The 15539-nt window shown below is 57.2% G+C and carries 11 protein-coding genes and 1 riboswitch; of the genes, 8 read left to right on the top strand and 3 right to left on the bottom strand.

Translation table 11 applies throughout. From position 1 onward, the window contains the following. Nucleotides 1-30: 30 nt before the first annotated feature. Entirely contained in the window at nucleotides 31-846 is an 816-nt protein-coding gene (locus IDH45_RS23865; protein ID WP_190930645.1) for a helix-turn-helix domain-containing protein, read from the bottom strand. A gap of 54 nt (nucleotides 847-900) precedes the next feature. After that, on the bottom strand, nucleotides 901-2826 hold the full coding sequence (locus IDH45_RS23860) for an ABC-F family ATP-binding cassette domain-containing protein (protein WP_190930644.1): 1926 nt from the start codon (nucleotides 2824-2826) through the stop codon (nucleotides 901-903). Nucleotides 2827-2995: 169 nt separating this feature from the next. On the opposite strand from IDH45_RS23860, the gene IDH45_RS23855 reads away from it, so the two are divergent. The 4 genes from IDH45_RS23855 to IDH45_RS23840 all read left to right on the top strand — a co-directional run bounded on the left by IDH45_RS23855 (nucleotide 2996) and on the right by IDH45_RS23840 (nucleotide 6354). Beyond that, entirely contained in the window at nucleotides 2996-4159 is a 1164-nt protein-coding gene (locus tag IDH45_RS23855) for an MFS transporter (RefSeq protein ID WP_190930643.1), read from the top strand. 401 nt (nucleotides 4160-4560) lie between these two features. After that, complete coding sequence (locus tag IDH45_RS23850; protein WP_190930642.1) at nucleotides 4561-5592, top strand: aromatic acid exporter family protein; 1032 nt, start codon at nucleotides 4561-4563, stop codon at nucleotides 5590-5592. A 100-nt stretch (nucleotides 5593-5692) separates the two neighbouring features. Beyond that, a riboswitch (cyclic di-GMP riboswitch) is annotated at nucleotides 5693-5776 on the top strand. Between the two features lie 164 nt (nucleotides 5777-5940). Further along, complete coding sequence (locus IDH45_RS23845; protein ID WP_190930641.1) at nucleotides 5941-6114, top strand: hypothetical protein; 174 nt, start codon at nucleotides 5941-5943, stop codon at nucleotides 6112-6114. A gap of 12 nt (nucleotides 6115-6126) precedes the next feature. After that, complete coding sequence (locus IDH45_RS23840) at nucleotides 6127-6354, top strand: hypothetical protein (RefSeq protein WP_190930640.1); 228 nt, start codon at nucleotides 6127-6129, stop codon at nucleotides 6352-6354. Between the two features lie 965 nt (nucleotides 6355-7319). Here the strand turns inward: IDH45_RS23840 and nagZ are convergent. Beyond that, nucleotides 7320-8561: a beta-N-acetylhexosaminidase gene (gene nagZ, locus IDH45_RS23835; protein ID WP_190930639.1), complete on the bottom strand. Its 1242-nt coding sequence runs from the start codon at nucleotides 8559-8561 to the stop codon at nucleotides 7320-7322. 303 nt (nucleotides 8562-8864) lie between these two features. On the opposite strand from nagZ, the gene IDH45_RS23830 reads away from it, so the two are divergent. The 4 genes from IDH45_RS23830 (at nucleotide 8865) to IDH45_RS23815 (ending at nucleotide 15489) form a co-directional block, all read left to right on the top strand. Beyond that, nucleotides 8865-10421: a DUF4127 family protein gene (locus IDH45_RS23830; protein ID WP_190930638.1), complete on the top strand. Its 1557-nt coding sequence runs from the start codon at nucleotides 8865-8867 to the stop codon at nucleotides 10419-10421. A gap of 664 nt (nucleotides 10422-11085) precedes the next feature. Beyond that, entirely contained in the window at nucleotides 11086-11793 is a 708-nt protein-coding gene (locus IDH45_RS23825) for a gamma-glutamyl-gamma-aminobutyrate hydrolase family protein (protein WP_190930637.1), read from the top strand. Between the two features lie 84 nt (nucleotides 11794-11877). Then, nucleotides 11878-13221: an RNA polymerase factor sigma-54 gene (gene rpoN / locus IDH45_RS23820; protein WP_190930636.1), complete on the top strand. Its 1344-nt coding sequence runs from the start codon at nucleotides 11878-11880 to the stop codon at nucleotides 13219-13221. A gap of 39 nt (nucleotides 13222-13260) precedes the next feature. Further along, entirely contained in the window at nucleotides 13261-15489 is a 2229-nt protein-coding gene (locus IDH45_RS23815) for an ATP-binding protein (protein WP_190930635.1), read from the top strand. Nucleotides 15490-15539: the final 50 nt, after the last annotated feature.

Genomic DNA, 15539 nt, shown 5'->3' with positions numbered 1-15539 from the left:
GCCGCGCGTCGCGGACCCGTCTAAGGCCGGTCAGGTAAGGGGTTCTCCGCCGCCGTGATTCATTTTCTGCCGCTTGCGCCAAAAGGTGGGGGAGACGCCTTCGGCGGACTTGAACCACTGGGAGAACGAGTGGAGGCGGTAAAAGCCGACTTGACCGGCAATCTCGTTCATATCTTTGTCAGTCGCGCTTAGCAGCCATTTGGCCTCCTGCATGCGGCACTGCTGCTGGTACTGTTTGGGGCTGAGCTTGTATATTTTCTCGAACGTGCGGCGGAAGCCGGCGACGGTTAGCCCGGACAGCTCGGCCAGATCTGCCATCTGGACCGTCTGCCCCAGATTTTCGCGCAAGTAGTCCGCAGCCTTCGTAATGGTCATCGCCTGCAGATCCGTCTGGGAATGCTCGTACAAATAAAGCAGCAGCATCTCCGCCCATACCGCATAATTGCGCTGGCGGTCCTTCAGCGAGGCGGCGAGCACCCGCAGCCATTCGCGGAACAGCTTCTCGAACCGGTCCCGGTCGATCCGGGACAAGGCGTACAGCTTCGGCTGAGTGTAGTTGCCGGCCAGCTTGTCGGCCGCTTCGCGCAAGGAGGGGGGCATGCCCTGAAGGTGAAACACCCCGTACCGCACTTTCGTGATGGCGGCGAACCGGTGCGGGATGCCCGGCGGAATGACGACGACGTGCCCCGTCTCGATATGCTGCTTGCGCTCCGGCCATTCGAAGAGGCCGCGTCCTTCGAGGACGATTTCGATTTCCAGCGTCGTATTCTGGTGAAATCCGATGTCCTGCCACGTTTCGTCGAACTTGCCGATAAAGCTGCGGATATGGAATGTCCCGTCTTCCATCTCTGCTCCTCTCCCGGCGGTCGGCCGTTTGCGGCGGATTGTCGCAGCCCGGCGCTAGCCTTTCTTCTGCTGCTCGATCCGTTCCGCCAATTCGTTTAAGTAGGTCCACCGCTCGATCAGATGCTCGAGTGCGGCTTCCGCCTCCTGCTGCCTCGCGGTCAGCTTCGCCAGTGCCTCGTAATCGGCCCCGCAGGCGGAGACCGCTTCTCCGACCTCGTGGAGCTCGCGCTCCGCTTCGGCTATTTTCCCGTCGATTTCTTCGAACTCCTTCTGTTCCTTGAAGGAGAATTTGAGCGCTTTTTCCTTCGGGCGGCCGTCTGCCGGAGAAGTTCTGGAATCTGCGGCCGGCTTGGATTCTTTGGCGGAGCTTTCCTTCGCTTCGGCGTCCTTCATCCGGTCGCGGAATTCCGAATAGTTGCCGGTATGGTGGCCGATCTCGCCGTCTCCCTCGACGACGAGCAGCGTATCGACCGTACGGTCCAGGAAGTAACGGTCGTGAGAGACGACGAGCACCGCTCCCGGAAAATACTCCAAATAATCTTCGAGCACGGTCAGCGTCTGAATATCCAGATCGTTAGTCGGCTCGTCCAGGAGCAGGACGTTCGGACCTTCCATCAGGATGCGCAGTAAAAAGAGCCGGCGCTTCTCGCCGCCCGACAAGTTAGCGATCGGCGTCCATTGCGCCGCGGGAGGGAACAGGAAACGCTCGAGCATTTGCGAGGCGCTGACGATCTCGCCGTCGGACGTCCGGACCTGCTCTGACGCTTCCCGGATATATTCGATCACTCTAAGTTTTTCGTTCAGTTCTTCATTTTCTTGGGAGAACAAGCCGATCTTCACGGTCGGTCCGGTATCGATCATGCCGGAATCCGGCGTCAGCCGCCCGGCAATCAGCTTCAGCAGCGTCGACTTGCCGGCGCCGTTCGGCCCGACGATGCCGACCCGGTCGTCGCGCTGTACGATATGGCTGAAGGAACGGATGACGGTACGGCCCTCATACGATTTGCCGACCTCGTTCAGCTCGATCACTTTTTTGCCGAGACGGGCTCCGGCAAGCGAGATGTCCATAGCGTCGGGCGCCGCGTCGGGTGCTGCGTCCTGCAGCTTCTCGAACCGCTCGATCCGCGCTTTCTGCTTGGTCGACCGGGCCTTCGCCCCGCGGCGAATCCACGCGAGCTCCCGGCGCAGCAAGTTTTGCCGCTTCTCTTCGGAAGCTTGCTCCCGGGCCATCCGCTCCGCTTTTTGCTCCAGAAAAACGCTGTAGTTGCCCGTGTACGGATACAGCTTTCCTTGGTCCAGCTCGATAATTCGTCCTGCTACCCGATCCAGAAAATACCGGTCATGGGTAATCATAAGGAGGGCGGACTTGGACTTGGCCAAATACGACTCGAGCCAGTCGACCGTCTCCGTGTCGATATGGTTGGTCGGCTCGTCCAAAATGAGCAGGTCGGCCGGACGGATCAAGGCGCCGGCCAGGGCGACCCGCTTGCGCCGGCCGCCGGATAACGAGCCCATGCGCGCGTCGAAATCGTCGATGCCGAGCTTGGTCAAGATTCGCTTCGCTTCGTTCTCAAGCTGCCAGGCGCCTTCCGCATCCATTCGTCCGGTCAGCTCCAGCAGCCGCTTCTGAAGGCCGCTGTCGGTATCTCCGTGCTCCAGGCGGTTGACCACGGCTTCGTAGTCGCGCAGCAGCTGCATAAGCGGCGTGCGGCCACTGAATATTTGCTCCAGCACCGTAGCGTCGTCGTCGAAGGGCGGGTTTTGCGGCAAATATTCGATTCGGACTCCGCCTCGGACGGCGATCGATCCTTCATCGGCCGGTTCCGCGCCTGCGATCACTTTCAGAAACGTCGACTTGCCCGTTCCGTTGACGCCGATCAGCCCGATCCGGTCGCCTTCATTGATGCTGAAAGACAGGTGCTCGAACAGTTTTTTCATGCCGAAGCTTTTGCTTAATCGTTCTGCGGTGAGTATATTCATCGTTTCGTAGTTCTCCGTTCCCGTTAATATAAGCACAAGCATAGCATATTTTACCCGATAACTGAACGTTTTTGGAGCTGCATTGACGCTTCGTATAGGGCGTGTTATCGTAAGCACATCGGAGAGGGACGGGCGGTATGCGAACGATTAACGAAACGGAGCTGACATCATGAACCGGTTGCAGGCTTATGCGCCTCACGTCTACTTTTTCTTTTTCTTCGCGGCCGCGGCCTCTTATTCGCCTTTTCTTGCCTTTTGGCTTCGCGAGGCCGGACTGACCAGCCAGCAGATCGGCATCATCTATGCGATCGGTCCTTTCGTAGCGTTGTTCGTTCAGCCGATGTGGGGACTTCTGTGCGACAAGTACGGCATCGAGAAGACGGCCTTGATGATATGCGGCCTGATGACGCCGGCGATCGCGTTCGGCTATTCGACGGGAGCGGGATTTGCCGTCTTTGCCGCTACGGCGGTCGTGCTTGCGATATTCAACTCCCCGATGGTGCCGCTGTCGGATGCCGTCGCGGTTGCCCATGCCCAGAAACACCGGCAAACGTACGGCGGCGCCCGGGTATGGGGCTCAATCGGCTTCGCTCTGATCGTGTCGCCGGTAGGGATATTGTATACGCAGATCGGCATCGATAAGATGTTTTTTCTATATATGGGGCTTATGATCGTCGTTGTGGCGATCACGAGATTGCTGGAGAAAGGCAGCGTCCGCAAAAACGCCTCGATGCGCGACGTCGTGAAGCTGTTGGGCCAAAAGGAGCTTTCCGTTTTTCTGCTGCTCGTGCTGCTTGTCGCCTGCGGCACCCAAAGCTTCAGCATCTTTTTCTCCGTCTATTTGGGTACGACGGGCGGAGAGGTGTCGGAGAAAATCGGCTGGCTGTCGACCGTGTCGGCTTTGTCCGAGCTGCCGTTTTTCTTTTTTGCGACGAGATTTACCGAGCGGTTCGGCTACCGGGCCATTTTGGCGTTGGGCGCATTCGTGGCGGCTTCCCGGATGATCATCTTGTCGCTGGACCCGCCGTTCGCCGTCCTGCTGTTCAGCCAGATGCTGCAGGGGATAACGTTCGCCTTGTTTTATGCGGCGGGTGTCCAGTACGTCAGCGACCTTTGTCCGGATAGCTGGAAGTCGACGGGGCAGACGCTGTTCAGTATGGTGTACGTCAACTTGGCGATTTTGATCGCGAGCAACGCGGGTGGCTGGCTAATCGACCATGCCGGGTTCGGAACGATGTTCCGGTTTGCGGCGGTATCGTGCGCGCTGGGCGGCATCGGTTTTTTGATTTTGAGCAGGCGGGGAGCGGGAGGCCGTGTGGCGGGACGTTCCTGAGAAGGTTGAAGTATACCACGATTGTCCGGATTTTTCGTCCTTGCTATTGAAAAGTTTACCGTATGCAGCTCCATCGTCCCAGCTTGGCTTGGGGCGATTTTTTGTGTTTTATAAAAGGATTTAATCTCAATCCTTGCGGTCATCCTTGGAAACGTTTCAGCGGATCGGGGACGGAAATCCTGGGGGATGAACGCAGCAGCTGCCCGGCAACAACAAAGATCGATTCGTGATTAGCGGCATAGGACTGGATCGGCTTTATCTGCAAGCGGTAATACCGAGGTAATGAATAGTTGTGTCATGTATATGTTATATAAAATGACATTAATTAACCAAAGTATATTCAAACGCAAATTATATGTTATAATAATTAACATAAAGAAGCGGATGGGGATGGATTCAATATGCGAGTAGGACTCCGTGTAGTCAAAACCGTGATCGCGATTGCGATCAGCATCTCGATCGCCCGTCTCCTGCATCTGGAGCCGGATCATTTCGCGGGCATCATCTCGATGCTGGCCGTTCAGCCGTCCGTATACCGTTCGCTCCAATCGACGCTGTCCCATCTCGCCAGCGCCTTGTTCGCCGCTCTGCTCGGGATCGGAGCCGCGCTTTTGTTCGGGGAATATTCGCTCGTAATCGCGGCTGTGTCGCTGCTTGTCATGGCGATCCATGTCCGGCTGAAGCTGACCGCTTCGCTGACGCTGGCCGTTATCGTCGCCGTCAATACGATCGGAACGTCCGACGAGCTCCACGGTACCGCCGCTTATCACCAACTGCTGCTCGTTCTGATCGGGATGCTGGTCGGCACCGCCGTTAATATGATTCGCAAGCCGGTTCACCGGGAACGGGAAGAGGTGCTGCTCGTCAAATCGGAAAGTATGCTCCGTACGCTGCTGTATTATATCCAGCAGGATTTGATGTCCGCCCGCATGACGCCCTATAAGCCGCAAATGCGGCTGCAGATCGAGGAAGTGCGGAAATACATCGAGTCGGGCAAGGAAATATCCGCCTTCATCCGCGAAGACCGCTGGATGAACCGGAGCAGCGGGCCGATCGCTCCGGGGGAGCTGTTCCGGACATATGAGACGATGGTCGAGCGGGTGCGGGATTTGTCCAAGGCGCTGCAGAAGGCGGATTTGAATTGTCCGGAACGTCAGCGGCTCATCCGCGCCATTGGAGTGACGGTTCGTCTGCAGGAACGGGTTATGCAGGGCGGCAAAATACCGGCGGGTCTCATGCTGAAGGCTTTGCGGCCGGAGCTGCTCCGAACGGAAGGGGAAGGTGCGCTGCACCGGCTGTTTCCGTATTATCAGGCGTATGAAGCGCTCTCGGAGTATGTCGCCGAATTTTCCGGAATCAAGCAAACGTTTCTGTTTGTTTCCTCGCGCGCGATTGTGGAAGGGAGAGAAGCGTTTTTCAAACTGCAGGCTTGAATCGGTTTGTGCTGCTGTGGAATGAGTAAAAAGAACTACTTTCCGTCGCGGAGTAGTTCTTTTTTAGTGCTTCCCGTGTTATACTGTACCTAACACCGGCATCGATAAACGGCAAACCTATCGAAAGGTAGGGACGCAAAGCTTCAGGCCTAAGGGAACCGCCTACGGCAGCTGGGCTACCGAAATGAGGAAGTCCGTAAAGGATTGTGACGGCTGCCCGCATTTCGGGCAGTTTTCTTTTTTCGGTGGACCGCCTGTCAGAAAGGGGGTTCGTTACGGGGAGTAAACGAACGGCGCCAATGCGCGATGTTGTGGCGCAAACCTAATCGATAACGGAGGATGAATGCGATGAATCAACCGGAAATGGCTCAATTGACAGCGGAGCTGGAACAGTTAATCAGCAGGGCGGGGATGGATGGATTGCTGCAGCGGTTCCAGACGATGTCCAGAGAGGAACTGGTCCATTTCATGGATGCGCTCGGCACGGTAAAACGGTACATGCTGGAAAAAAGCTGTGCTTGAGGCCGGGACGCCATGACTCTGTGCAATTGCCGCGACTGCGGCGTCCTGTTCGTACCGGACCGTGTAGAAGTGACGGTGTGCCGGGATTGCGAGCGGCACTACGACCGGATGTTCGATGTGGTGAGGGAATTGGTGCGGAATGATTCGCGGATGACGATTCAACAGTTAGCCGACAAGACGAACATCCCTTCTCAGCAGCTATGGGAATGGGTCCGCAACGGGCGCATTCACTTTCAATAAAAAGCAAGGGACGCCGGCGTGAGGGCCAACGTCCCTTTTTTGTTTTGCTAAATTGTTTGGGTGAGTCGGCGTGGCAGAGTGGACAAGTGGAGTTCTTACTTGCTAGGCTGGAATGTTTAAATGCTTCATTATGGCGAAGTGGGCGAGGGGCTTGTACTTGTTAGTTGGAATGCCTAAATGCTTCAATATGGCGAAGTGGGTGAGGGGGCTTGTACTTGCTAGGCCGGAATGTCTAAGCGGGTCACTGTGCTAAATGCGGGCGGGGAGCCCCCTTTCTTATCAAGTCAGCCAAGTTGTTCATCGTGGGTGGTTTTTTTTGGACCTCCAGCCCTGCTTCCGAGCGGAGAAGGAACCGAATAAGTGTCGTTTGTACCCGCTATATTGTCCAAAAACCGGACTGAACACGGAATAAGAGTGGTTTGAAGTCGCTAAAATCCGCGAAAAAGGTAAACTCCCCATCAGTTGGTTCAAATAAAAGCTGCAAACCGCCTCTATCCGATTTAGTTTGTCGAAAAGATCGAAAATAGAAGGTAGCAAAGACTGTTATATGATTTAGAACCCGCGCGCATACGTTTTGGCGAAGGCAAACGCAACAACCTGCTCGTAAGCCAACTGTTATCGGACCGCACCTAGAGTCGGGTTGTACCCCCGAAACCTCGTCAACGAGCGACTAAAGCGAAGATACCCATTCTCCATTCTCTCCCATACACAAGCGTATGGGTTTGCACGTCCATGGACCGTCCGGAGTAACTACTTAGATACATCAGAAAAGATGGTTGGAATAGTAGGGAATTTGTGTAGTGAAAGATGATTCCCTCTTTAATCACAGCCTTGTTCCCTCTCGCTTTCTTGCTGCCTGAGTAGTTACCGTCCGGACACCTTTGCCGGACGGTTTTCTTCATTGCATGACGAAACTGAAACGAGGAAGAAGAGCCATGCGACAGAGGTTTGAATTGAGGCGGCGGCTATTTGCCGACGGCCTGCCGGATCGCGGCGTTGATTTTGTCAGTATCGACGGGGCCTGCGGCTTCGTCCGACAGCTCGTAGCGCTGCTTCAAAGTTAAAATCCGGGTGACGCTGCGATCGATTCGTTCTGCGGCAATGGCTCCGGATACGGCGGCTTGCTTCAGGGCGTCGAGCACCAGGCGCGCGTTTTTGTATTTGTGGGCGACCAGCAGAATATCGCTTCCGGCATTAAACGACTGCACGGCCGCTTGCCCGAGATCGTAATGCTTCGTTATCGCGCCCATCGTCATATCGTCGGTCATGACGACGCCGTCGAAGCCGAGCTCCTCCCGCAGCAGTCCGGTAATAATCTTCGAAGACATGGAGGATGGGACGCCGGGATCGAGATCGGGCAATAGGATATGGGCGATCATGACGGAATCGGCTTTGGCGCGTACAGCATCGGCAAACGGGACGAGCTCCAGCTTGCGCAGTTGGTCCGCCGTCTTGTCCACAACCGGGAGATCGAGATGGGAGTCGACGGAAGTATCGCCGTGTCCGGGAAAATGCTTGACGACCGGAATCACCTTTTGGTGCTGCAGCCCCTTCATCAGTTCGATCCCATAAGAGCTGACGATTGCGGCCGACGGGCCGAACGACCGGCTGGCGATAACCGGATTGTTCGGATTGCTGTCCACATCCAGCACCGGGGCATAATTAACGTTGAAGCCGAACGCCCGCAGTTCCTCGCCGATCGCTTCGCCGATGCTGCGAGCACGCTCCGGTTTTCCGTCTCGCGCGATATCCCGGCTGGACGGCAGAGCGGCTAACGGCGGCGGCAGCCGGCTCACCTTTCCGCCCTCCTGATCGACGCTGAGCAGCAGCGGAATGGGGCTGTTGCGGTTGGCCTGCTTCAGCTCATTCAGAAACGATACGGTTTGTTCGACCGATTCGATATTCGGCTTGTATAAAATAAATCCTCCGACGCGATCCTTTTCAATCAGGCTCCGGGTTTCCGGGTCCAGCTTCGTGCCGTTGACGCCGGCGATGACAAGTTGTCCCAGCTTCTCGTCCAGCGACATCGACTTCAGCCGCTCCTGAATCGGATCGGGGGCGGCGGGCGGCGGAGCGGGAGACGCGGTACCTGTTTCAGTTCCGGTTCCCATGCCGGTTCCGGGCTCCACGGGCTCTTTTGCCGTGCCTGCGCAACCGGAGACGGCTAAGGCGAGCAGCAGCGGTATGGCGGCGAGCAGCCTTTTCATGGCGGCACCTCCTTAGGTTGTCTTATTCTGCACTATTTCCATGGATCTATAGGCGGATACATGCGGATACATAAAATGGACGAGGGAAATTGCTAAAAGTTGCATTTTATTAATCATGAGCACTCCGGAGGAATACCGGGTTGTTGGGATTAGACGGCGATGTGCGGCTCGGGCGGCGGCAACTGTGGGCTGTTCGTGCTTTCCCTATCGGCCGGGTCGTGTTAGAATGGAGTTATTCTCCATAACTACCCTTGTTAAAGGAAAAAATCTTTTAAACTTACTTATTCGCTAGGAGAGAAAACCATGCAAACGATCGTGTATGTTCCGTTGGACGAAAGACCTTGTAACTACCGCTACCCTCAAATTTTGGCGTCGATGACGGATATGACCTTGAAAGCGCCGGAGATCGGCATGCTTGGACGCAAAAAAACGGCTGCAAATACAGATGCGATCCGCGACTGGCTGCCCGGGGCGGTTTCCGGCGCAGACGCTCTGATCGTTTCGATCGATATGCTCGTGCACGGAGGAATCGTGCCGTCCCGTCTGCACCATACGGACGAAGCGGTCTGCAAGGAGCGCTTGGCCGTTCTGGCCGAGCTGAAGCGGGACAATCCGCAGCTTCGCATATATGGATTCAACCTGATTACCCGGGTTCCGGCTTACTCCAGCTCGGAGGAAGAACCGGATTATTACGCCGACTACGGCAACGAAATTTTTACGTACGGCTGGCTGAAGGACAAGGCCGAGCAGGAAAGTTTGGATGAGGAAGAGACGGCTCGTCTGGAGTCGGTTACGGCTGCCATTCCGGAGGCGGTGCTGGAAGATTTCCTGACGCGCCGGAAAACGAATTCGTTTGTGAATGCGGAGACGATGAAGCTTGTCCGTGACGGAATTATCGACTATCTGATTGTCCCGCTCGACGACAATTCCCAATACGGCTTCAGCCCGCTGGAACAGCGGAAGCTGACGCTGCTTGCGGAAGAACTCGACATCAGCGACCGCGTGATGATTTATCCGGGTGCGGACGAGATCGGTTGCACGTTGTTCGCCAGGGCGTTTTGCGAAGCGAAAGGATATATTCCGAAAGCGTTCGTCCGGTATTCCTCGGTGCATGGCCCGTTCGTCGCGCCGAAGTATGAAGACCGCTCCCTCGGGGAAAGCATCAAATATCATTTGACGGCGGCCGGAGCCGTGTCGCACGACAATTCGGCCGGAACCGATTTTGTTCTGATGACGAATTCTCCACCGGTCGGGCAAAAGGATATGGCGGAATGCTCCACTCCGTACAGCGGGCGCAACCGTGCGTATTTTTCGGAAACGAATCCGAAGGAGTTCGTACAGGCGATCCGCCATTATATCCGGGAAGGCCATATGGTTGCATTGGCTGACGTAGCAGTAAGCAACGGCTCGGATCTGCCGTTTATGAAGCTGGTTGCGCGCAGCGGACTGCTGCACGATATTGCGGCGTATGCGGCTTGGAATACGTCGGGCAATACGTTCGGAACGGTGATCTCCCATGCGATCATCGAGTCGTATTATCGCGGCCGCGGCGATCAGTCGGCGGAACGGCTGAATCGGAGCAGAGCTTATTATTATTTCCGGTTAATCGAGGACTGGGGCTACCAGGCGCTTGTCCGCAAAGACGTTATCCATAACGAGCTGCCTAAGCTCGGAGCCAGCTACTACGAGCTGACCCATGTGCAGGCGGAAGTGTATGCCGTCATCCAGCGGAAGCTCGAGGAATTCGTGGAGCAGTATGTACAGGAAGGCTGCCCGGGACGAATCCGCATCGATGACGTGCATTTGCCGTGGAGCCGGATGTTCGAGGTCGGGTTTGAGACGGTGTTGGAGCAAGTGTAATCGCTACACGCTCAGGGCATGACCTATTGGTTTGAAATTCGGAGTTGGCCACCGGCAACGCTTTTTTATCCCATACAATACGTTCTGAGATTGCAATCGGCAACTCGTGAAGTCCCCGTTTTGTCCTGACCGGACAGGATCGGGGGCTTTTTTTAGGTGGTCGACAGTGCGAGAGTGCGGTCCTCTTCGCGACCCGGCTTGCCACGCCTCATCTTAACTCATTGCGTCTAAGCGGCTCCGGCGGTACGGTCATCCGCTGCGTAGAAAGCTTTGTTTTGTTGGCGCACCCCATCCTCTAGCCAATGGACACCGCGGCGCGTTTGCGAAACAATGTCATAACGGACACAGCTGCAGCTTAGAGTGGAAAAAGGGGTGGAGTGGATACGTAACGGACATGGGAGCCGCTTATAGCTACGTCTGCCACATTTGCCCAGCCAAAAGAGTCAAAAGAGCCAAAAGAGCCAAAAGAGCCAAAAGAGCCAAAAGAGCCAAGCAAGGCAGTTGCGGCAACCAAGGTAAACTAACCAAACTAACAATCGTGATCGTCGCCTCTTGGTGCCGGAACAGGTTGGCATGGAGAAGGGTTGACCGATAAAAAGTGGTTTACGTAACCGCCCGCATCATGTATACCTAGGAGTAACGGAACGTATGGAGGAGTGGGTGTATGGACTTGAAGCCGATTATCGCCGTTACGGCAAGCTGTGACGAGAATACCGCCGTTTTGAAATATGCGTACTCGGACTGGATTATACGCGCGGGAGGTATACCGGTCATCGTCCCGTTCGGGCTCGGAGAGGCGGAAGTCCGCCGGCTGTGCGGCAAGACGGACGGTCTGATGCTTACCGGCGGCGCGGATATCGATCCGGGTTATTACGGGGAGGAGCCACTGAAGGAACTGGGGCGAATTACGCCTGAGCGCGACCGGCTGGAAGTGCTGCTGATCCGCGAATATGCGTCCGCCGGCAAGCCGATCCTCGCGATATGCCGGGGCGAACAGGTGTTGAACGTTGCGATGGGCGGCAGCTTGTATCAGGATATTTATTCGCAATGCAAGACGATTCAGCACAGCCAGAAGGCGCCAACCTCCCACCTGTCACACGCGGTTACGGCCGACGAAGGCAGTCTGGTGGCGCGAATTGCCGGGACGAATTTGTTTAAGGTGAACAGCTTCCACCATCAGGCCGTCAAGCAGCCGGCTCCCGGTATGCGGATAACGGCCAGAGCCGGGGACGGGACTGTCGAGGCGATCGAAAGCGAGAGCAGCGACCGGTTCGTCCTCGGGGTGCAGTGGCACCCGGAGGAGACGGCCGGCACGGACGACATCTCGAGGAAGCTGTTCGAAGCGTTTGTCGAGGCTTGCCGGGGACAGTAACGATGGTAGGCGGCATGCGTAACTATTATTATGACCGGAAGCCGGCGATTCGCGCGGCCGGCGGATGGAAGGCGGGGGAGCGGCATGTGGGTCGGGCAGTCGCAGGTCCAGGGCCTCTATACGAAACTGAATATGACCCCGCAGTTGATTCAGGCGATGAACGTGCTGCAGATGGCGGCGGCCGATCTGGAGCTGTATGTCCGGGATCAGCTGGAGGGAAATCCGTGCATGGAGCCGATGGAAACGGTGGAGTCGGCGGAATATTCGCGCGGCAGCGGCAGCCGGAGTCGGAGCCGGTCCGACAGCGGGGGGCGCGCACGCAATCCCGACCGCGATGAGGGACTGGAGCAAGTGTGCGCCCCGGAGGAGACGCTCGAGCTGTCGCTGCTCGGTCAGCTCCGGATGAGCGGCATGGCGGACGATTTGTATCGGATCGCCCGGTATTTGGCGGGCAATCTGGATGAGAGCGGCTACTTGCGGATCGGGGCGGAGGAAGCGGCCGCTTGCTTGCGCGAACCGGTCCGCCGGGTGGAGGAGGCGATCGCGGCTTTGCAGTCGCTGGAGCCAGCCGGAGTGGCTGCGGCAACGCTGCAGCAATGCTTGCGCCTTCAGATCGAGCGGGATTGTTATGCCAACGAGCATGCGATCCCGATCGTGAACGGATACCTTCAGGAGGTGGCGTCCGGCAGCTACCGGCGCATATCCGGCGGGCTAGGCATCGGAATCGCCGAGGTGGAAGCGGCGGTAGCTTATATTCGCACGCTGAACCCGCGCCCGGGTGCAGGGTATTCCAGAGATTCGGGGACGATTATCGTTCCCGATGCGGAAGTCCGCAATGTCGGAGGGGACTATGTTTTGTATCTTAACGATCGGAGCACCCCTTCCCTTCGCCTTAGTCCGTACTACAAGCGGCTGGCGTACAATAGCAGGGATATGCGGACGAAAGTGTATCTTCGCGATCATCTGCAGGCGGCTCGCTCGCTGATCCGAAGTCTGGAGCAGCGAAAGGCGACGTTGAGCCGGGTTATCGGGGCGATCGTGGAGGAACAGCGCGCGTTTTTGGAGCGGGGCGTAGACGGTTTGAAGCCGATGAGCCTGCGCACGATCGCGGAACGGCTGCAGCTGCACGAGTCGACGGTAAGCCGGGCGGTTCAGCACAAATTCGTGCAGCTGCCGGGCGGCGTTTATGCATTGAAGTTTTTCTTTACAAACGGTTTGCCTACGAGCGGCGGCATCCCGGCCTCCGCAGAAGCCGTAAAGGCGAAAATAAGGCGGCTGATCGACGGAGAGAACAAGGCGGCGCCGCTCTCCGACCAGCAGATCGCCGATCTGCTCGCTGCGGACGGCCTGCGCATTTCTCGCCGGACGGTGATGAAATACAGGGAGGAGCTGCGATTGGGGTCTTCCCGGCAAAGGGCGAGGCGCTAAACGAATTTCAGGGAAATGATAAAGAGAGGGTGCGGACGGTTGAGCAAAACATCGATAGGGAAAACGCCGGGAGAACGGGCGACCGCACGGCCCTATTCGCATATATGGGAACATTACGCGGACGAGCTTCGTCTACTGGATTTGAAGCTGCTGCAGCTGTACAGCCGCCGCGGTTTTCCGGAGCAGGACCCGCAAGCGGACGCCTTCCGGGGGATGTACGTGTCCGAGGACGAATTTATGCGTTTGGTCGCGGATGCGGAGGAGGTGACGGAGGCGGAGGAAGACGGAGATCCGGAGACAGAGGAACGCGCGGGCAAAATCAACGCCCTCCGGGACGAGATTGCGGGACGCAAGGCGGCGAGCAGGGAGGGTGGCGTCTTTTTGCCGATCGTGCATGTAAGCAGCGTCTTCTCCTTAAACGCCGTGGAGCAAGGGGTCGTTATGCTGGCTCTGGCCGTCGAGCTCGACCGGAAATATGAGCGGATATTCGGATTTATGGCGGACGATTTGACGATTCGTTTGCCGAACGTCGGCCTTGCGCTTCAGCTCGTATGCCGGACGGCTGACGAGATGCGTGCGGCCCGGGTCGCTTTCTCCCCGCGCGGCAAGCTGTCGAAGTATGTGCTGGCGAAGGAGGAGAACGAACCGTTCGGCAGGCCGCTGCTGTCCAGACCGTTTGCGCTCGACCGGAGAGTGACGGCGTTTCTTCTCGATACGGGCGCGCTGGACGAAGAGCTCCAGCCGGTCGTGACGATCCATTATCCGGACGAACCGCTGGAGCCGCTGCTGGTCCATCATGACGTGCAGGCGCAGTTGTCGGTCCGCGCTCCTGTCGGGAGCCCTGCCTCCTCCGGGCGAAGCGTCGAAGCTGCGACGGGAGTCCGGCTGTGGGGTCCCGCAGGCTCTGGCAAAAAGTTTCAGCTTCGTCATGCCGCGGCCAAATGGGGCAAAAACTTGCTGATCGCCGATATGCGGGCGATTGTCGCCGAGGGAGAAGGGTTCCGCAGCCGACTGGGCAAAGTGCTGAGAGAGGCGCTCCTGCATCAGGCGTGCCTCGCCTTCGAGAACGCGCAAGTACTGGACCCGGACGAGCCGGACGCCGGCGCCAGAGAGCGGCTTCGCCTGTTTCGCGAGGAGTTGGACGATTGCCGGCTTCCCGTCTTTTTACTGTCCGAGTCCCGGCTGAGGGCGGATCTGGGGACGCCGCGCCGGAGCTGGCTGGAGCGGGAGCTGACCGTGCCTTCGGAGCAGGAGAGATTGTCGGTCTGGCAGGCATATGCAGAGGTACAGGGGTTTGATGAAGCTGTGGACTGGCCGGGGCTCGCTGCCAAGTTCCGCTTTACTCCCGGGCAGATCCGGAGCGCGCTGCAAGAAGCGGTGCGGACGGCCGCATGGAACGGCGAGCGCGCGGGGGCCGTCATCGATCAGGCGAGCTACGGGCAGGTGCGGCACAGTCTGGAACGGAAAGCCGTCCGGATTCAGCCGCGCTACGACTGGGACGATATCGTGCTGCCGGAAGAGCAGAAGGAGCTGCTGCGCAACGCCTGCAACCAGGTGAAGTACAGATATGTCGTATACGGCGACTGGGGCTTCGAACGCAAGCTTGCTTACGGAAAAGGGCTCTCGATGCTGTTCGCCGGTCCTCCCGGCACCGGGAAGACGATGTCCGCCCAAGTGGTGGCCAAAGATTTGCACATGGAACTGTATAAAATCGACTTGTCGCAAGTGATCAGCAAATATATCGGGGAGACCGAGAAAAACTTGCACGAGATTTTTCAGGAGGGTCGCAAAAGCGGGGCGATCCTGTTTTTTGACGAGACGGACGCCTTGTTCGGCAAACGGTCGGAGGTCAAGGACGCGCACGACAAATATGCGAATATCGAGACGGCGTACCTGCTGCAGAAAATGGAGGAGTACGACGGGATCTCCGTACTCGCCACCAACCTGCTGAACAATATCGACGAGGCGTTTCTGCGAAGAATCAATTACGTCATCAAGTTTCCGTTCCCGGACGCAGAGTACCGGGAGAAAATATGGCGGGCCACGATTCCTTCGGAAACGCCGCTTTCGGACGACGTGGATTTCAAATGGCTGGCCAAATCGTACGAAATCGCCGGAGGCAATATCAAAAACGTCGTTTTGTCGGCGGCGTTTCTGGCTGCGGAGAGAGGGACGGGGATCGGCATGCGGCATCTGGTTCACGCCGTGCGCCACGAACTGCAGAAATCCGGGAAAATCGTCCCGCGAACCGGCTTCGAACATTATTGAGAGAGCTTAAATTGTGGTAAATCTCACCGAAATCGCTATAGCTAAGTACA

The sequence above is a fragment of the Paenibacillus oceani genome, assembly GCF_014705615.1.
Classification (GTDB): Bacteria; Bacillota; Bacilli; order Paenibacillales; family NBRC-103111; genus Paenibacillus_AB; species Paenibacillus_AB oceani.
This window is presented reverse-complemented; position numbering and strand designations above follow the sequence as displayed.